The organism is Rhodococcus sp. 3258 (assembly GCF_031456475.1).
Lineage (GTDB): Bacteria > Actinomycetota > Actinomycetes > Mycobacteriales > Mycobacteriaceae > Rhodococcoides > Rhodococcoides fascians.
The window spans coordinates 438,172-456,086 of record NZ_JAVDUT010000003.1 but is presented as its reverse complement, the minus strand read 5'-3'; the positions used below and the strand labels follow the sequence as shown (position 1 = coordinate 456,086).

General features: G+C 64.2%; 13 protein-coding genes and 1 tRNA gene. 5 read left to right on the top strand and 9 right to left on the bottom strand.

Features of this window, described 5'->3' with window-relative positions; all coding sequences use genetic code 11:
- The first annotated feature begins 35 nt into the window (after nucleotides 1-35).
- Complete coding sequence (locus J2X62_RS12995; RefSeq protein ID WP_310181062.1) at nucleotides 36-968, top strand: alpha/beta fold hydrolase; 933 nt, start codon at nucleotides 36-38, stop codon at nucleotides 966-968.
- On the opposite strand, the gene J2X62_RS12990 is transcribed toward J2X62_RS12995, so the two are convergent.
- Nucleotides 962-5,152 (bottom strand): bifunctional nitrate reductase/sulfite reductase flavoprotein subunit alpha, encoded by a 4,191-nt coding sequence (locus J2X62_RS12990; protein ID WP_310181060.1) that lies wholly within the window; start codon nucleotides 5,150-5,152, stop codon nucleotides 962-964. The two genes, J2X62_RS12995 and J2X62_RS12990, sit on opposite strands and share 7 nt — an antisense overlap.
- Nucleotides 5,153-5,375: 223 nt before the next feature.
- Here J2X62_RS12990 and J2X62_RS12985 point away from each other — a divergent pair, with 223 nt between their 5' ends.
- A complete protein-coding gene (locus J2X62_RS12985; RefSeq protein WP_032370364.1) occupies nucleotides 5,376-6,569 on the top strand; it encodes an Ig-like domain-containing protein in 1,194 nt (397 codons plus the stop codon).
- Nucleotides 6,570-6,579: 10 nt separating this feature from the next.
- On the opposite strand, the gene J2X62_RS12980 is transcribed toward J2X62_RS12985, so the two are convergent.
- The 3 genes from J2X62_RS12980 to orn all read right to left on the bottom strand — a co-directional run bounded on the left by J2X62_RS12980 (nucleotide 6,580) and on the right by orn (nucleotide 8,415).
- Complete coding sequence (locus tag J2X62_RS12980) at nucleotides 6,580-7,320, bottom strand: M23 family metallopeptidase (RefSeq protein ID WP_205912818.1); 741 nt, start codon at nucleotides 7,318-7,320, stop codon at nucleotides 6,580-6,582.
- Between the two features lie 329 nt (nucleotides 7,321-7,649).
- Nucleotides 7,650-7,725: transfer RNA gene (locus J2X62_RS12975), tRNA-His, on the bottom strand.
- Between the two features lie 78 nt (nucleotides 7,726-7,803).
- A complete protein-coding gene (gene orn / locus J2X62_RS12970; RefSeq protein WP_027497616.1) occupies nucleotides 7,804-8,415 on the bottom strand; it encodes an oligoribonuclease in 612 nt (203 codons plus the stop codon).
- A gap of 94 nt (nucleotides 8,416-8,509) precedes the next feature.
- Here orn and J2X62_RS12965 point away from each other — a divergent pair, with 94 nt between their 5' ends.
- A complete protein-coding gene (locus tag J2X62_RS12965) occupies nucleotides 8,510-10,234 on the top strand; it encodes a helicase HerA-like domain-containing protein (RefSeq protein WP_045841294.1) in 1,725 nt (574 codons plus the stop codon).
- Between the two features lie 48 nt (nucleotides 10,235-10,282).
- Here J2X62_RS12965 and cmrA read toward each other — a convergent pair whose 3' ends face one another.
- From cmrA to J2X62_RS12950, 3 genes are read right to left on the bottom strand one after another with little or no spacing between them, the layout of a single operon-like run.
- On the bottom strand, nucleotides 10,283-11,086 hold the full coding sequence (gene cmrA, locus J2X62_RS12960) for a mycolate reductase (protein WP_032370197.1): 804 nt from the start codon (nucleotides 11,084-11,086) through the stop codon (nucleotides 10,283-10,285).
- A gap of 23 nt (nucleotides 11,087-11,109) precedes the next feature.
- Nucleotides 11,110-13,182 carry an NADPH-dependent 2,4-dienoyl-CoA reductase gene (locus J2X62_RS12955; protein ID WP_310181053.1) on the bottom strand — a complete coding sequence of 691 codons (2,073 nt, stop codon included), beginning with the start codon at nucleotides 13,180-13,182 and terminating at the stop codon, nucleotides 11,110-11,112.
- Nucleotides 13,152-13,679 carry a PadR family transcriptional regulator gene (locus tag J2X62_RS12950; RefSeq protein ID WP_027497612.1) on the bottom strand — a complete coding sequence of 176 codons (528 nt, stop codon included), beginning with the start codon at nucleotides 13,677-13,679 and terminating at the stop codon, nucleotides 13,152-13,154. Before J2X62_RS12950 ends, J2X62_RS12955 begins: the two co-directional genes overlap by 31 nt.
- Before the next feature lie 83 nt (nucleotides 13,680-13,762).
- Between J2X62_RS12950 and J2X62_RS12945 the strand changes: the two genes are divergently transcribed.
- Nucleotides 13,763-15,085, top strand: coding sequence for an MFS transporter (locus tag J2X62_RS12945; RefSeq protein ID WP_167326143.1), 1,323 nt, complete (start codon nucleotides 13,763-13,765; stop codon nucleotides 15,083-15,085).
- Here J2X62_RS12945 and J2X62_RS12940 read toward each other — a convergent pair.
- Both J2X62_RS12940 and J2X62_RS12935 read right to left on the bottom strand, forming a co-directional pair.
- Nucleotides 15,082-15,903: an alpha/beta hydrolase gene (locus J2X62_RS12940; RefSeq protein WP_310181051.1), complete on the bottom strand. Its 822-nt coding sequence runs from the start codon at nucleotides 15,901-15,903 to the stop codon at nucleotides 15,082-15,084. The genes J2X62_RS12945 and J2X62_RS12940 overlap by 4 nt on opposite strands.
- A 35-nt stretch (nucleotides 15,904-15,938) precedes the next feature.
- Nucleotides 15,939-16,565 carry a TetR family transcriptional regulator gene (locus J2X62_RS12935; RefSeq protein ID WP_027497609.1) on the bottom strand — a complete coding sequence of 209 codons (627 nt, stop codon included), beginning with the start codon at nucleotides 16,563-16,565 and terminating at the stop codon, nucleotides 15,939-15,941.
- Nucleotides 16,566-16,760: 195 nt separating this feature from the next.
- Here J2X62_RS12935 and J2X62_RS12930 point away from each other — a divergent pair, with 195 nt between their 5' ends.
- Complete coding sequence (locus tag J2X62_RS12930) at nucleotides 16,761-17,873, top strand: FAD-binding oxidoreductase (protein WP_310181048.1); 1,113 nt, start codon at nucleotides 16,761-16,763, stop codon at nucleotides 17,871-17,873.
- Nucleotides 17,874-17,915 lie beyond the last annotated feature (42 nt).

The window sequence follows — 17,915 nt, the reverse complement described above, 5'->3', positions numbered from 1 at the left end:
TTCCGCTGCCGGTGTTCGTGGGCTATGGTTCGCCCATGAATTCGCAGCCGGGGGGCGCGGTCCCTGATCGTAAGGACATCACGTTCGACTCGAACGGCGTCGACTGTGCGGCGTGGCTGTACCTGCCCGACAGCACCGAGCCGGCCCCGGTGATCGTCGTGGCGCACGGTCTCGGCGGAACCCGGGGAATGCGACTCGACGCCTACGCAGAACGATTTCGCGCCGAGGGCTACGCGTGCCTGGTGTTCGACTATCGGTACTTCGGAGACAGTGGCGGGCGACCGCGACAATTGCTCGATATCGAGTCCCAGTTGCAGGACTGGGCGGCAGCGATCGCGTGCGCCCGGGGTCGGCAGGACGTGGACGGTTCGCGAATCGTGTTGTGGGGCTCGTCGTTCGGCGGTGGCCACGTCATCGTCGCGGCAGCACGGGATCAGCGTGTCGCCGCGGTGGTCGCGCAGTGTCCGTTCACCGACGGCATTGCCTCCGGGCTCGCTTCGAACACATGGACCTCGGTCAAACTGTCCGTGCGGGCTGTGTGCGATCTGCTGGGATCGGTGATCGGGCGGCCGCCGGTGATGGTGGCGACCGCCGGACGACCGGGGACTACCGCATTGATGACGTCACCCGACAGTTACGACGGGTACCTCGCGCTCGCTCCGGACTCCGACGAGTCGTTCCACAATCGGGTTGCCGCCCGCTTCGCGCTGCAGATCGTGCGCCATCGGCCCGGACGTCGAGCGAAGGACGTCCGCTGCCCGATACTCTTCGTGGTCTGCAACACCGATTCGGTGGCACCGGCGAAGGCCACCCTGCGATACGCCCGGACAGCCCCGCTCGGGGAGATAGAAACCTACGACGCAGGCCATTTCGACATCTATCTCGGTGCTGACTTCGAGCAGGTGGTCGCAGACCAAATTGCCTTCCTCCTGCGCAATGTCCCGCCGCTGGTGGCTGCGGATCAGTAGACGTCGCGCACGTACCGCTTCTCCGCAGCGAGAGCCTTGACGTACGCCTCGGCACTGCTCGGGGCCAGTTTCCCGTGCTGTGCGACTACGCCTTTCAGGGCCGCATCCACGTCTTTGGCCATTCTCGACGCGTCGCCACAGACATAGAAGTGGGCACCTCGGTGTATCCAGTTCCAGAGCTCGCTGCCGTGTTCGCGCATGCGATCCTGCACGTAGACCTTGTCCTTCTGATCCCGGGAAAAGGCGACGTCGAGACGGTCGAGCGACCCGTCGCTCAGCATCGCGGTGAGTTCGTCGCGGTAGTAGAAGTCGGTGTCCGCGTGCTGTTCACCGAAGAAGAGCCAGTTCGGGCCGGTGTGCCCGAGCGCGCGCCGCTCGTGCAGGAACGCCCGGAACGGTGCAATGCCGGTGCCGGGACCGACCATGATCATCGGCGTGGCGGGATCCTCGGGCGGTTTGAAATAGGTCGATTTCTGTACGAATATCCCGATATCATGGTTGGCGGCATGGTCGGCCAGATACGTCGAGCACACCCCGCGTCGAGCGACGCCGTGCACGTTGTATCGCACAGCCGAGACGGTCACCTGCACCTCCTCGGGATTCTCCTTCGGGCTCGACGAGATGGAATACAGACGCGGCTGCAACGGCTTGAGAACGCCGAGCCAATCGTCCACCGACGCGCGAACCGGATGTGCGGCAAGTACATCGATCGATTGCCGTCCCCACATCCAGTCGGTGAGCGTGTGTCTGTTGTCCGGATGCAACATGGCCTCGAGGTCGTCGTCCGCGGTACGCCGGTGCACGAACTTCAACAGATCCGGTGTGGCACGGGCGATCTCGAGGTGCTGACCCAACGCCGTACGGAGCGGCATTTCACCGTGCTCGGCCAAGTCGACGACGGCGTCACCGTCGAGTCCGGTGGCACCGAGCCACTCCTGCACGTACTGGTCACTGTTGCGAGGCCAGACCCCGAGTGCGTCACCCACCTCGTATTCGAGGGTGCCCGCAGGAAGGTGGAATCCGAGTTGACGGACGTCCTTGAGCGATCCGCGTGCGGTGAGCGCTCGATTCCGAACGAGAGTGGTCACGAAGGGCGACTTCTTGCTGTACCGCGGTCCTACGTCAGCGGCCGCAGGCCGACGTGCGGGTGCCCCAGGCTCGGCCGGCGCGTTGGCGGGGTCGGACGTTGGCGAGTCACCTGCCAGCAGCGCGCTCACCGAGTCGAGCCACTCGGCGGCCTCGTTCTCGTAGTCGGGCTCGAGGTCGACCCTGCCGAGTAGTCGCCGCGCACCGAGTTGCTCGAGGCGTTCGTCGATCTTGCGGCCGTGCCCGCAGAAGTCTGCGTAACTCGAGTCGCCGAACGCCAGCACGGCGTAACGGATTCCGTCCAGTGCGGGTACCGAATCGGTTGTCAGGCTCTCCCAGAAGGTTGCGCCGTTGTCGGGTGCTTCGCCGTCCCCGGTGGTACTGCTGACGATCAACACGTCGGCCTCGGCCGGTAGTCGGTCTGCGGTGAACGAGTCCATGGAGTGTTCGGTGACGGCAGACCCAGCAGCTCGCAGATGAGAAACACTGGACTGGGCGAACTCCTCGGCAGTTCCCGTCTGCGAGGCCCACAGCAGGAGCAGTGGTCTGCCCGCTGCCGACGAGGTGTCCCCGGCGGTTGCTTCGGTGCCCGGCGAGGGAGTGCGCGAGAACAGGCCTGCGAGAACACCGTCGAGCCACGCGTGCGTCTCGGGAGTCAGCGGGGTCCGTTCGGGCAACGTGGGGATTCCCGGCGCGGAGCGACCTGCGTCGGTCCGAAGTCCCTCCAGCAGGCCGGCCATGTAACTTTGCTCGATGACGGTGAAAGGTTTTGCGGGTCGGCTCGGGCGGCCGACCAACACGGCGAGAGCGTCGACCGGATCGTGCACGTCCTCGGACGTATCGGGCGAATCCGATTGAGCAGCAGATACTTTCGTCAGCGACACGGCGCAGGCCTTGAATTCGGGTTGCTGCGAGTAGGGATCGACGGCGTCATTGGTCACCGCGTTGATCGCCAGGGATTCGCCGAACTCGTCGCTCCAGTGGAACGGCGCGAAGCAGCCTCCGGGTAACACTCGGTCGGTAACGACAACGGGCAGTGCTGCACGGCCTCGACGCGACGACAGTTCGACGGTATCGCCGTCGGACAGATCGAGCCGGCCCGCATCGGTCGGGTGTATTTCCACGAACGGGCCGGGGTTCAGTTTGTTCAGCTTCGCGACTTTGCCGGTCTTGGTCATGGTGTGCCACTGATGGGGGAGTCGCCCTGTGTTGAGCAGGAACGGATAGTCGTCGTCCGGCATTTCGGCCGGTGCCATGGCGGGTCGGGCGAGAAACTGCGCTCGACCGCTCGCGGTGGGGAACGACAGGGCAGGAATCGAGCCGTCCTCCGACACCCGCAGGGTTTGGCTGACGCCGTCGTTGAGGTACCGGATGGGGTGTCTGGTGGTAGTCGACTCGGGCGGGCACGGCCACTGAATCGAACCCTCACGGAGCCCGTCGTAGGTGACGCCGCGAATGTCGTAACCGGTGGCGGGGTTCGAGAACTGCTTGATCTCCTCGAAGATCTCTTCGGCACTGGAGTACGTGAACGACTCGGAATAGCCTAGAGCGCAGGCCATGTCGGCGATGATCTTCCAGTCGGGGAGTGCTCCGCCGGGTGCTTCGACAGCCGGCTGGAACAGCGTGAGGTTCCGCTCGGAGTTGACCATGACACCATGGGCCTCGGTCCACAGCGCAGCGGGCAGCATGACATCGGCGTATCGGTTGGTCTCGGTGTCGGCGAAGGCGTCTTGAGTGATCACCAGTTCGGCACGTTCGAGACCGTCGATCACGGTTGTTCGATTGGCGACGGACGCAACAGGATTGGTGCAGATGATCCAGCAAGCTTTGATGTCGCCCGCAGCCAACTTCGAGAACATCTCGATGGTTCCACCACCGACGTCGGTGCGCAGTGTTCCGGGCGGGATTTTCCAGGCCTGCTCGACGAACGCGCGGTCGGTGTCGTTGGTGACCGCCCGTTGGCCCGGCAGTCCGGGGCCCATGTATCCCATTTCCCGGCCACCCATCGCGTTCGGCTGACCGGTCAACGAGAAGGGGCCGCTTCCGGTCCGGCAGATAGCACCCGTGGCCAGGTGGAGATTGCACAGTGCGTTGGTGTTCCAGGTGCCGTGGGTGGACTGATTGAGTCCCATCGTCCAACAGCTCATCCAGTTCTCTGCAGTCCCGATCATCTCCGCTGCGGCACGCAGATCTTCCTCGGCGAGACCGGTTGCAGCGCAGACCTTCTCGGGGGTGTAATCGCGAAGAAACTCCGGCATCGCGTCCCAGCCGTCGGTGAACTGGGCGATGAAGTCAGGGTCTGTGTTTCCGCCGTCGACGATCAGAGCCAGCAGGCCGTTGAGCAGCGCCAGATCGGATCCCGGTTCGAGCATGAGGTGCAGGTGCGCCTTGTCGGCGGTGGCGGTGCGCCGCGGATCGACCACGATCAGTTTCGCACCGGCCTTGACCCGGTCCATCATTCGCAGAAACAGGATGGGGTGGCAGTCGGCCATATTGGAGCCGATGACGAGGAACACGTCGGCGTTGTCGAAGTCTTCGTACGACCCCGGCGGACCGTCGGCTCCGAGTGACTGCTTGTAGCCGGTCCCCGCGCTGGCCATGCACAATCGTGAGTTGGATTCGATCTGATTGGTACCGATGAACCCTTTGGCCAGTTTGTTCGACAGGTACTGAGCCTCGATCGACATCTGCCCCGATACGTACAGCGCAACGGAATCGGGTCCGTGTTCGTCGAGGATCGTGCGGAGCCTGCGGGCAGTATCGGTGATGGCCACCGAGGTGTCCGTACTCTCCGGCCGGTCACCGCGCCGGTGGCGAATTCGAGCCTTGTCGAGGCGGCCCGGCGCGGCAAGCATGTCTGCGGTGGTGCTTCCCTTGGTGCACAGTCGGCCGAAGTTCGCCGGGTGGGTCTTGTCGCCGACCGACTTGGTGACCGTGGGCCCGATCGGCAGCGTCGACCGGGAGCTCGACTGGGACTTCGCCGCCGACGGCCCACCGACCTCGAGCACCATGCCGCATCCCACGCCGCAGTATGCGCAGAGTGTCTTCACCGTGGTGACCATGGCTTCCACAGTGCCCGGTGCAGTGTGCGCGGCCATTACACATCGGTTAGCCGGATATGACGTTGTCCTCACCGGGCGTCGGACGAGGCGGTGATGTGCGTTCGCGGCACCGCTCTGTGTGGCAGGGAGGTAACACCAACTTTCTGCAGTGCGATTGGTACTCGAACGTTATTCGTCGAACGGGCTGTCGAGTGGAATGTGTGGATTCTGCGCTGGCAGAATCGTCCGGGTCGGGCTCGAAGTGGGAAGTGGTGTGTTCATGAGGGTGTCTCGAGGATTCGTTCTCGCCGCGGTGGGAGTTGTCGCTTCGGTGGCGGTGCTGTCCGGGTGCAGCTCGCAGACGGACATCTCCGAACCCTCCGTTCCGATCGATTCCAATCCGATGACCGAACTGATGAAACCGAAGCTGACCGCGAGCGTGCTCGACGGAGCAGTCGGATTCTCACCGGCGGACCCGGTGACCGTCTCGGTTGCCGACGGCAAGTTGTCCTCGGTCACCATGCTCAACCCCGATGGCGAGCCGGTATCGGGAGCCATTGCTCCGGACGGGCTGTCGTGGACCAACACCGAACCCCTCGGCTACAACCGCGAGTATCGAGTGCAGGCCGATGCGTACGGACTCGGAGGATCATCGAGCACGGTGTCGAGCTTCACCACCAGCCAGCCGGGCAATTTCACCAAGCCCTACGTTCTGCCGAACCCGGGCGACGTGGTGGGTATCGGGCAGCCCGTCGCGGTCCAGTTCGACGAGGCGATCACCGACAAGCTTGCTGCCCAGAATGCGATCACGGTCACCACGACGCCGGCCGTGGAAGGTGCGTTCTACTGGGTGAACAACAAAGAGGTTCGCTGGCGACCGCAGAACTACTGGGCACCGGGCACCAAGGTCGACGTGGCCGTCAACGTGTACGGGCGTGATCTCGGTGACGACATCTACGGCCAGGAGAATGCGACGACGTCGTTCACGATCGGCGACGCGGTCATTGCCACTGCGGACGACAACACCAAGCAGGTGACGTTCAACGTCAACGGCCAGGATGTCATCACGATGCCGACATCGATGGGCAAGGACTCCACCCCGACGGACAACGGCGTCTACATCATCGGTGATCGATTCGAGCATCTCGTCATGGATTCGTCGACCTACGGTGTGCCGGTCAACTCGTCCACCGGGTACCGCACTCCGGTCGACTGGGCGACGCGGATGTCGTACAGCGGCATCTTCTTCCACTCCGCACCGTGGTCGGTGGGACAGCAGGGGTACTCGAACGCCTCGCACGGTTGCCTGAATCTGAGCCCCACCAATGCCAAGTGGGTCTACGACAACACCAAGCGGGGCGACATCGTCGTCGTCAAGAACACCGTCGGTGGAACGTTGTCGGGGACCGATGGTCTCGGCGACTGGAACATCCCCTGGGACGAGTGGAAAGCGGGCAACGCCACCACTGTCTGATCGGTGTCGATCAGCTTCGATCGCGGGTCTGGTAGAGCGAAGGATCGATCCCGAGTGTCTTCAGGTACGCGACCGGTTCGATGCTCGAGCCGTTGTTGCGGACCTCGAAGTGCAGATGCGGTCCCGTCGAATTGCCGGTGCTGCCGACCGCCCCGAGGACATCTCCCGGTGCCACCTCGTCACCGACGGACACAGCGAGGCTGGACTGATGGCCGTAGTAGGTCTCGGTGTTTCCGCTCTTGACCCGAACGAGCTTGCCGTAGCCGTCGCCCGCGTCTCCGGCCTGAACGACGGTTCCGCCGGTCACCGCATGGATCGGGGTTCCGCTGTCGGCAGCCAGGTCCACACCCTGGTGGTACTGCGCGCCGTTGCCGGTCGGGTTGTTGCGTCCGCCGTAACCCGAAGTGATGCGATATTTGCCTGCGTCGATCGGGAGCACGGCACCGCCGAGCCCCACCGTGGGCGGCGCACTCGGAAGTTCGATCTCGGGTACATCCGCGGGAGTTGCGGTATCCGGCACCGACAGCACGTCGCCGTCGAGAACGATCGCCGCGACCTGGTTGATGAGCACACCGGTGGCGTCGAGCACCGCGGCGAGTATTGCGGCCCGCTGCTGCGCATCGGGCTGGGGGATCGGGATCTGAGGTAATTCGATCGTGGGTTGAGCGGTGGCCACCGCTGGGCTGAGCAAGCCGGTTGTGCCGATGCACAGTGCTGCCGACAAGATCGAACCCGCTATGACTCTGTGCATTCTGCGACCCACGAAAAGCCTCCTCGTCTCTGCCCGCCGTGCACCCGTCGGATGGGTGCGAGCTGGGCGTCGAGCATGTTCGGTGACGCTTCGGGGCACGCTGAACTCACGTAGCAGAAAACACATGAATCACGTTGGTACTTTTCTTCCCCAAAAGTGCCATTGGTAACCGTACGTCACAGAAACCCCATAAGAAACTCGAAAACTGAATTACAACAACGTAATTCGAGGTCAGGGTGGGTACGCACCGTCCGCTCGAACACCCTTACGAAGGGTGGAGTGAATGCACGAAAAAGGCCGGTCTCGCGAGGAGACCGGCCTTCTTCGTGTGGGGTGAGCGACGGGACTCGAACCCGCGACATCCAGGATCACAACCTGGTGCTCTACCAGCTGAACTACGCCCACCATTGCACGCGTCCGCAGAACCTTTTCGGGCTCTGCATCAGCAGCGTCGACAATACTAGCGGGTTGAATCCGAGGTTGCTAATCCGCCCCCGATTGCGTGTCGAGTTCGGCAACAACTGCTGCGATGTCGCTGGTAGAGGGCCCCGGCGGAGCCACGAAGGCCGTCCGGCGGTAGTACTGCAACTCTTTGATCGACTCCTTGATGTCCGCGAGGGCGCGGTGCGCAAGGCCCTTGGCCGGCTGCCCGTAGTAGATCCGTGGGTACCACCGTCGAGAAAGTTCCTTGATCGAGCTGACGTCGATCATTCGGTAGTGGAGGTAGGTGTCGAGCGCGGTCATGTCGCGAGAGATGAATCCACGATCGGTCCCGATCGAGTTTCCCGCGAGCGGAACCGTTCCGGCCACCGGGACGTGCTCCTTGATGTACGCGAGCACGCGCTGCTCGGCTTCCTCCAGGCTCACCGTCGACGCGCGCACCTCGTCGGTCAAGCCCGACTTGGCATGCATGTCGGTGACGACGGCCGGCATGTTCGCCAACGCATCGTCGTCGGCGTGGATGACGATGTCGACACCCTCTCCGAGGATGTTGAGCTCACTGTCGGTCACCAACGCCGCGATTTCGATCAGCTTGTCCTTGCTCAGGTCCAAGCCGGTCATTTCACAGTCGATCCACACGAGTTTGTCCTGCACTCGCTCCACAGTAGTGCGCCCACCACAGCCACTAGGGTTTGCGGTGGCGATCGACCCCGTTCACTTCAGCGCACGTTCACGAAAGGATGCGGACATGACAGGCGACCCGACGCAGCCGGCACCCACGCTCAGCCCTGCCGAGAAGGCGAAGGCGGCCAAAGCGGCGGCCGTGGAAGCCGCACGGGTGGCTGCCGAAGCTCTGGCTGCGGCCGACGCCGCCGAGGCCGAGGCGCGTGCCGCAGAGCAAGGGTCGGCACCGGCGGTGCACGGTAAAGCAAGCGAGATCGCCGCCGGATACACATCGGCAGGTGCGGCATTGGAACTGGGAACCGTCGTTCTGGACGGTGTCACCGACCCCGCTGCCCGCATTCGTATTCCGTTGGCCACGTTGAACAGGCACGGTCTCGTTGCCGGGGCCACCGGAACCGGCAAGACCAAGACGCTCCAGGGGATAGCCGAACAGCTTTCTGCCGCAGGGGTTCCCGTCGTCATGGCCGATGTCAAAGGAGATCTCTCGGGCTTGTCCGCGCCGGGCGAAGACACCGACAAGATCCGCAGCCGCGCTGCGGACACCGGCCTGACGGACTGGGCTCCAGCCGGACACCCGGTGGAATTTCTCTCGCTCGGCACTGAGGGAATCGGGGTGCCGGTGCGGGCCTCGATCACCGCGTTCGGACCGATTTTGCTCAGCAAAGTGTTGGGGCTCAACAACACTCAAGAGTCGACCCTGGGGCTGATCTTCCACTGGGCCGATTCCCAGGGACTTGCCTTGCTCGATCTCAAGGACCTGCGGTCGGTGATCATGCATCTGACGAGTGACGAAGGCAAAGCCGACCTGAAAGGCATCGGCGGTGTCTCGTCGGCGACCGCCGGAGTCATCCTGCGCGCCTTGGCCAATCTCGAGGCCGACGGCGGCGACACCTTCTTCGGCGAACCGGAACTCGAGACCGAGGACCTGCTCCGCGTCGGACCCGACGGACGAGGCGTCATCACCTTGTTCGAGCTCGGTGCTCAGGCGTCACGCCCGGTGATGTTCTCCACCTTCCTGATGTGGGTACTGGCCGATTTGTTCCAGACGTTGCCCGAGGTCGGTGACGTCGACAAGCCCAAGCTCGTGTTCATCTTCGACGAGGCGCATCTGCTCTTCGCCGACGCGTCGAAAGCCTTTTTGCAGCAGGTGGAACAGACCGTCAAGCTCATTCGCTCGAAGGGCGTCGGGGTCTTCTTCTGCACGCAGCTGCCCACCGACGTCCCCAACGACGTTCTCTCCCAATTGGGCGCGCGAATCCAGCATGCTCTGCGCGCCTTCACTCCCGACGACCAGAAAGCACTGAACAAGACGGTGCGCACCTACCCCAAGACCGACGCGTACGACCTCGAGAAGGCACTGACGTCGTTGGGAACCGGAGAAGCGATCGTGACGGTGCTCTCTGAGAAAGGCGCTCCGACACCGGTCGCGTGGACGAAGATTCGCCCGCCCCGGTCCCTGATGGACACCATCGGCAACGACGCCATCGCGGCCGCCGCGTCGTCGAGCACCCTCTCCGCCAAGTACCGCGAGACAATCGATCGCGAGTCCGCCTACGAGCGGATGAACGCTCGCGTGGCCGACGTGCCCGCTCCGGCAGAGAAGTTCGATATCCCACCGCTGCCCGCCGATCTGCCGGAACTACCCCCGAGCGAGCCGGACGGGCCGTCGGCCGCGGAGCGCATCATGGGCAACCCAGCGGTCAAGAGCTTCCTTCGATCGGCTGCCTCGGCCGCCGGGCGGGAAATCTCGCGCAGCATCTTCGGAACCGGTCGGCGTCGGCGGCGCTGAGCTTGCTCAGTCGGGAGTGGAGCCCGCGGAACGACCAGGATTCGGGTACTAGCTGCCGAGCTTCTTGTAGAAGCTGCCGATGATCGGCGCCGAAATGCTGCGCGGGCTGTACTGCCCGGCTACCGACATGCCCTTGCTGAGCAGGCCGGGAACGACGCGCATCTTGTTCTTCGCCAGGCCGTCCAGTGACAGCTTCGCGGTGTAGGCGCTGTCGATCCACAGGAAGTCGGGAACCATCTTGTCGACGATCGACGCATCGGCCGGGTCGGGTGTCTCGGTGCGGACCGGGCCTGGAGCGAGCAGGGTGACGTTGACGCCGGTGCCCGCGAGCTCACCGCGCAGTGACTCCGAGAACGTGTTGACGAAGGCCTTCGTCGCGGCGTAGGTCGCGTTGTTGGGGATGGCCATGTTGCCCGCCGCAGAACCGGTGATGAGGATGCCGCCTGCTCCGCGACCGATCATGCCGGGCATGACCGCCAACGTGAGGTCGTGTACGGCAACGGCATTGAGCTCCACCTGATCACGCTCGTACGCGGGATCGAGCCCGGCCACCGGTCCGAACGTCGCGATGCCTGCGTTGTTGCACAGGATCGAGATCTCACGCTCGGAGAGCTCGGTGACCAGCTCCTGGCGCTGCTCGCGGTTGGACAGATCCGACGCCCGCACCTCGACGGTGACGCCGTGCTCGGCGGTGAGCTTCGCGGCCAGCGCCTCGAGCAGTTCGCCGCGTCGGGCCACGACGATCAGCGAGTGACCACGGGTGGCGAGTTCGGTGGCCAGGGCTTCACCGATACCGGAGGAGGCTCCGGTGACGACGGCGCGGGCATCGGGGCTGGGCTTGGGCAGGCTCACGGTGAGACAGGCTAGCGGACAGATCAGATCGTGGCCGCGAGCCGGGTGCCCTGCTCTATCGCCCGTTTCGCGTCCAACTCTGCCGCCACGTCCGCACCGCCGATGATGTGTGTGGTGGTGCCCGCGGCCTTCAGCTCGTCGACCAGATCCCGGACCGACTCCTGGCCCGCGCAGATCACGATGGTGTCGACCTCGAGCAAGCGTGGGCGTTCGTGCTTCTCGCCGAACGAGATGTGCAGGCCCGCATCGTCGATCTTCTCGTAGTTCACCCCCGAAAGCTGATGCACGCCTTTGGCTTTCAACGCTGCGCGGTGAACCCACCCGGTGGTCTTCGCGAGACCGGCCCCGATACGTCCCGGCTTGCGTTGCAGGAGGTAGACCTCCCGAGGAGATGCGGCAGGCACCGGGGTGGTCAACGCGCCCGGCGCGGCCTCGGGCTCGGTGACTCCCCACTCCTGCTTCCATTCCTTCAGGTCCAGCGTGGGGGAGGCGTCGGTGGTGAGGAACTCGGAGATGTCGATGCCGATACCGCCGGCACCGATGACCGCGACCCGGTCGCCGACGGCCCTACCGTCGCGTACCAGTTCCGCGTACGAGAGCACGGACGGGTGATCGATACCTGGGATCTGCGGCATCCGGGGAGTGACACCGGTGGCCAGGACCACCTCGTCGAATTCGCCCGCGGCGAGTTCTGCGGCGGTGACCCGAGTATCGAGGTGTACCGCAACATCCGCGTCGCGCAGAGCGGTGGAGAAGTAGCGAATGGTCTCGGCGAACTCTTCCTTGCCGGGAATCAGACGGGCGATACCGAATTGGCCGCCGATCTCGCTCCTGGCCTCGAACAGGCTGACAGCGTGTCCGCGTTGCGCAAGGGTGAGCGCCGCAGACAGTCCGGCGGGCCCGGCCCCGACGACCGCCACCTTCTTGGTCTTCTTCGTCGGCAACAACTGCAGGTCGATCTCGCGACCGGCGCGAGGGTTGACCAGGCACGAGACCTTCTTGTGTACGAAGGCATGGTCGAGGCAGGCCTGATTGCAGGCGATGCAGGTGTTGATTCGATCCGCGGAATCGGAAGCAGCCTTCTCGACCCAGAACGGATCGGCGAGCATCGGCCTGGCCATCGCGATCAGCTGCGCGTCGCCGCGGGCGAGGATGTTCTCGGCGATCTCGGGCATGTTGATGCGGTTGGACGCGGCGACGGGGATGCTCACGTATTTTTCGAGCTTGCCGGTGATGTCGGCGAACGCCGCCCTGGGGACGGAGGTGACGATGGTCGGCACCCGCGATTCGTGCCAGCCGATGTCGGTGTTGATGATGTTCGCGCCTGCGGCCTCGACGTCCTCGGCGAGGGCAACGATGTCGTTCCAGCTCTGGCCCTCCTCGACGAGGTCGGCCATCGACAGCCGGAACACGATGAGAAAGTCCGGGCCAACCGCAGCCCGCGTCTGTCGCACGATCTCGACTGCCATTCGGCGACGGTTCTCCGCAGAACCGCCCCATTCGTCGCGTCGCTTGTTGGTGCGCTCGGAGAGGAACTGGTTGATGAAGTAGCCTTCGCCGCCCATGATTTCGACGCCGTCGTAGCCGGCGCTCTGTGCGAGTCGGGCGCACCGCACGAAGTTTCTGATCTGCCAGCGAACGCCCCTCGAGGTCAATCGCCTGGGCCGAAAAGGATTGATGGGAGCCTTGATCGACGATGCCGACACACTCAGCGGCTGGTAGGAATAGCGTCCGGCATGGAGGATCTGGAGCGCGATCTTGCCGCCTTCGCGGTGCACGGCAGTGGTGATCCTGCGGTGCCGACGGGCCTCGATGCGGTTGGTCAGCTTGGCCCCGAACGGCAACAGCCACCCGGTGCGATTGGGGGCGTAACCTCCGGTGATGATGAGTGCGACTCCGCCGCGGGCACGCTCGGCGAAGTAGGCCGCCAGGCGGCCGGTGTCGCGGGCGCGATCTTCGAGGCCGGTGTGAATCGATCCCATGATCACGCGGTTCTTCAGCGTGGTTGCGCCGACGTCCAACGGCGACAACAGAATCGGGTACGGACCAGTGGTCTGCTCGGTCTTCACAGTTTCTCCAATACCTCGGTGCACCATTCGGTGAATCCTTCTTCGACACGAATCCCGCCGCGGAGCACCAGGTATTGATGCAGCGCGGTACCGGTCAGGGCAGCGGGGGCCGGAAAGTCCTGCTTCTCGATCAGTCGATACACGTCGAGACGGGTGGCATGTACGTCGCGGTGGCGGGCGACTTCGACTTTCAACGCTTCGATGTCACCGTTGGCCGCTCCGCGAATCTTCACGGCGAGTTCTTCGCGAAGCTGCGAAGGATCGGTCGGTGCGGCGATCCACCGATCGAGCTCGGCTCGGCCCGCAGCGCTGACCGAATAGACCTTCTTGTCGGGTCGGCCGTCCTGCGCGACTGCCTCACCGGTGATCCAGCCCGCTCCATCCATCCGCGTCAGAGTGCGGTAGATCTGCTGGTGAGTTGCACTCCAGAAGAAGCCGATGGACTTGTCGAACCGTCGGGCGAGCTCGTACCCCGAGCCGCTCAGCTCGGTGAGGGAGACCAGAATCGCGTGTTCCAAAGCCACACCCGAGAGTATGTATGCAACGTGGTGACTATGCAACTAGGTGCACACAAATGTGGGCCCGTCGCGGGCTAGTGTTGGCAACCATGGGAACCCAGCCGGAGGCCGCTGTCGTCGGAGTCGCCACAACGCGCAAGCAGGTCACCGCCTGGGGGTTCTGGGACTGGGGATCGGCCGCGTTCAATGCCGTCATTCTCACGTTCGTGTTCTCGGTGTATCTCACCGATGCCGTCGGTGACGACCTACCCGGATCCATCTCGGCGACCACGTGGTTCAGCTGGTCGATCGCCGCGTCCAGCGTCGTCATCGCACTGCTGGCACCGGTGTGCGGGCAGTACTTCGACGCCCGAGGCAAGAGAAAATGGCTGCTGGGGCTATTGACCGCATTGACGGTCGTGGCCATGGCCGGCTTGTTCTTCGTACAGGACGACTACCACTATCTGTGGCTCGGGCTGCTGCTGCTCGGTCTCGGATCCATCATGTTCGAGCTGGCCAGTATTCCGTACAACTCGATGCTGCGGCAGGTCTCCACCCCGGCCAATATCGGACGCGTGTCCGGATTCGGTTGGGCGATGGGCTATTTCGGTGGAATCGTCCTACTGCTTCTGTGCTACCTCGGTTTCATCGTCGGGGACGGCGACACTCGGGGCCTGCTGGGGCTGAGCACCGACGGAGGGCTCAACATCAGGCTCGTCGCCGTGCTGGCGGCCGTCTGGTTCGCGGTCTCGGCCATCCCGGTGATGTTCGCAGTTCCCGAGGTGCCCAGGGCCATCGCCGATCCCGAGGCGGCACAGGCCGGCTTCGCGGAGTCCTATCGCGTTCTCTTTCGTGATGTGCGCGAGTTGTGGAGCGCAGACCGGCGTGCCGTCTACTACCTGATCGCCAGCGCACTGTTCCGAGACGGACTGGCGGGCGTGTTCACTTTCGGAGCCGTTCTCGCCGTCAGCGTCTACGGCATCGGCGCGGCGGACGTACTGCTGTTCGGCGTCGCCGCCAATGTCATCGCAGGCCTCGGTGCCATCGTCGCCGGGCGGTTCGACGACAGAATCGGACCCAAGAAGGTCATCGTCTTCTCGCTCACGTCCATGATCGGTGCCGGAACCATTCTGCTGTTCGTGTCGGGACCGACGATGTTCTGGATCTTCGGGCTGATCCTGTGCCTGTTCGTGGGGCCCGCGCAATCGTCTGCGCGTACCTTCCTGGCCCGACTGGCACCGCCCGGGCGCGAGGGGCAGTTCTTCGGACTGTTCGCGACGACGGGTCGGGCCGCGTCGTTTCTCGCGCCCTCGCTGTTCGGGCTGTTCGTGTGGATGTTCGACGCCGACCGCGCAGGTATCGCTGGGCTGATCATCGTCCTCGCCGCCGGGCTGCTGGCACTGCTCAAAGTTCGCGCCCCGGAACAGGTTTAGACCGACCCGATGCGATCCAAGATCTCGGCTGCGAGTCTGTCGGGGGCTTCCTCGGGGATCCAATGGGAGATGCCGTCGAGTTCGACGAATCGGTACGGCGCATCGACGAACTCGCCACAGCGCTCCGCGCCGGCCCGGCCGATGGCGGTGTCGCCGTTGCTCCACACGTAGGTGGTCGGCACCGTCACCGCAGGTAGGTTCGCGAACTCCCGCGTCATCGCGGCATACCAACTCGACGCAGCCGTCAGTGCTCCCGGCACCGTCAGATGGCGAACGTATTCGTCGTCGAGGCTCTCGGCCCCGAACATCGCGCGGAGCCGTTGCGCGTCGTTGTCGGTCAGTACTCGCTCGGCCTTCTCGGGTTCGCGAAGCAAACCGAAGTACTGCGACCGCTGTTGCTGGTCCGGGTCCTCGCGAATGGCCCAGTTGAACGCCGCGGAATGCGGAACGGATGCGGCAGTGAGGCTTCGGACTCGGTCGGGATACTCGGCAGCGACATGCCAGGCGACCACAGCACCCCAGTCGTGGCCCACCAGGTGCGCCGAGTTCAGGTCGAAGGCGTCGAGCAGACCGAGGACGTCCTCAGTGAGACGCTCGATGCGGTAGTGCTCGACGCCGATCGGGCGGGCACCGGGGGAGTAGCCCCGCTGGTTGGGGGCCAGGACGCGGCAGCCCGCGGCCGTCAATTCGGGGGTCACCCGCGACCACGACGCGTTGGTCTGTGGAAAGCCGTGCAGCGCAACGACGGGTACGCCGTCGACGGGACCTGCCTGTGCCAGCTCGAACGTGTACTCGCCGATGTGTAGCTCGGTGGTCATGATGCTCCTTCGCGGCTCGCGCTCGTGCCCGACGGTCAGGCCCGTCGCGGTTCCCATTTGCTCATCCCCAGCATGATCATCCGGATCTGCTTCTCGGTGCGTTCGATGAGGTCTTTCTCGTTCTGACTACCCGGCCGGTCGATCTCCAACAGACCGACCACCGCCGTCAGCATCGTCGAGACCAGGAGGTCGGCCGTCATCTCGAGATCGGAGACGTCCCATCGTTCGAGACCGGGCATGCGAGAGAGGTCGATGGTCAGCTCGCTGACGAACAGCCGGAGCTCGGTGGCGAACGCGCGACGTACCTCGGTGACTCCGCCGTAGCGCTCGCGACTGAGGAAGCGGAACTGATCCTCGTGGCTGCGGACCTGACGAACCAGGATGCCGAAGGATTCGGTGGCCGTCTTGGTACTCGGGTTGCGTCTGGCGTCGCGCAGCATCTGGCGCAGCATGCGCATGCTGTCCTCGACCAACGCGACCCCGAGGTCTTCCATGGACGCGAAGTGTCGATAGAACGCGGTGGGGACGATGCCGGCGGACCGCGCGACCTCACGCAGGCTCACGCTCGCGAACGACCGTTCGCGAAGCAGATCGAGTGTGCCGTCGATCAAGGCCTGCCGCGTGCGCTCCTTGCGCTCCGCGCGGGTACCCGGTTCTGTCACGGCGTCCAGTTTATGGGCGGGCACTCTGTGATCTCCCCTCCGGTTGCTTCCGCGGTCCCCGTGAACTTCACATGAGGTCTGTAATGGCGGTCACATAAACGTTGACAGGTACCGGTGTCGCTCTGTCACACTCATGTTAGTGCACAATCGTTCACTGAATGGGTCGTAGGGTTCGATCCGGTTAGGGAGGATGGAATGACGCTTCAAGAACGTCCGACGCGACCCACGGGTTCGCGCAAGTTCTCGCTTCTTTCCCTGTTCGAGGCCATGGCCACGCCCCACGCGCTCGATCGGTACCTGGAGCTGGTCGACCCCATGACGACCGTTCGTGATCTGCGCGGTGAAGTGACCGAGATACACCGGTCCACCGAAGATTCGCTCACGCTCACCATCCGCCCCACCCGACAGTGGAAGGGCTTTCAGGCCGGCCAGTTCGTTCAGGTCGGGGTGGTCATCGACGGCGTACGTCAGACTCGCTGCTACTCGCCGGCCTGTTCGCAGTACCGCAAGGACGGCCGAATCGAGCTGACGATCAAGGCGCACCCCGAGGGGCTGGTCTCGCAGTATCTGCACAAGAACGCGCACGTCGGCCTCGTCGTCAGCCTGTCGCAGGCGGACGGCACCTTCAAGCTTCCCCAGCCACGCCCGGCGCGCACGCTGCTGATCAGCGGCGGCAGCGGCATCACGCCCGTGCTGTCCATGCTCAGGTCGCTGCTGGACGAGGGGTACAGCAGCGACCTGACCTTCCTGCACTACGCGTACACGGAGAACGACGTCGCGTACAAGCAGGAGCTCGAGAAGATCGCCGCCGAGCACGACAACGTGAACCTCGTCTTCGCGTACACCGAGCAGACGACCGGCGGGGACCTGCACGGGTTCTTCGGCAAAGAGCATCTCGACGCCGTGGCACCGTGGTTCGCAGACGCGGACACCTTCCTGTGCGGTCCGCCCGGGCTGATGGAGGGCGTGACGTCGTTCTTCGACGACGCAGGGCTCGGCGACCGACTGCACCTCGAGGAATTCACACCGTCCTTCGCCACCGTGAGCGACGACGTCACCGGAACCACCACGTTCTCCGGAAGTGACGTCGCCGCCGAGAACGACGGTGCAACGTTGCTCGAACAAGCCGAGGGAGCCGGTCTGTCGCCGGCCAACGGGTGCCGAATGGGTATCTGCTTCACCTGCACCTCGGTGAAGAAGTCCGGCTGCACCAAGAACATCAAGACCGGTGAGACCGACACCGAATCCGACAAGAAGATCCAGCTCTGTGTGTCCGTTGCCGTCGGCGACGTCGACATCGACATTTAGTCCCGGAGCTCCCGCCCACCACCCGATCGAATTGGAGATCAG

Coding starts and splice junctions, on each gene's coding strand:
- J2X62_RS12940 (WP_310181051.1), bottom strand. CDS start 15,903: ATGACCACCGAGCTACACATCGGCGAGTACACGTTCGAGCTGGCACAG.
- J2X62_RS12930 (WP_310181048.1), top strand. CDS start 16,761: ATGACGCTTCAAGAACGTCCGACGCGACCCACGGGTTCGCGCAAGTTC.
- J2X62_RS12980 (WP_205912818.1), bottom strand. CDS start 7,320: ATGCACAGAGTCATAGCGGGTTCGATCTTGTCGGCAGCACTGTGCATC.
- J2X62_RS12990 (WP_310181060.1), bottom strand. CDS start 5,152: ATGGCCGCGCACACTGCACCGGGCACTGTGGAAGCCATGGTCACCACG.
- J2X62_RS12985 (WP_032370364.1), top strand. CDS start 5,376: ATGAGGGTGTCTCGAGGATTCGTTCTCGCCGCGGTGGGAGTTGTCGCT.
- J2X62_RS12995 (WP_310181062.1), top strand. CDS start 36: ATGAATTCGCAGCCGGGGGGCGCGGTCCCTGATCGTAAGGACATCACG.
- J2X62_RS12945 (WP_167326143.1), top strand. CDS start 13,763: ATGGGAACCCAGCCGGAGGCCGCTGTCGTCGGAGTCGCCACAACGCGC.
- J2X62_RS12955 (WP_310181053.1), bottom strand. CDS start 13,182: ATGGTGCACCGAGGTATTGGAGAAACTGTGAAGACCGAGCAGACCACT.
- J2X62_RS12965 (WP_045841294.1), top strand. CDS start 8,510: ATGACAGGCGACCCGACGCAGCCGGCACCCACGCTCAGCCCTGCCGAG.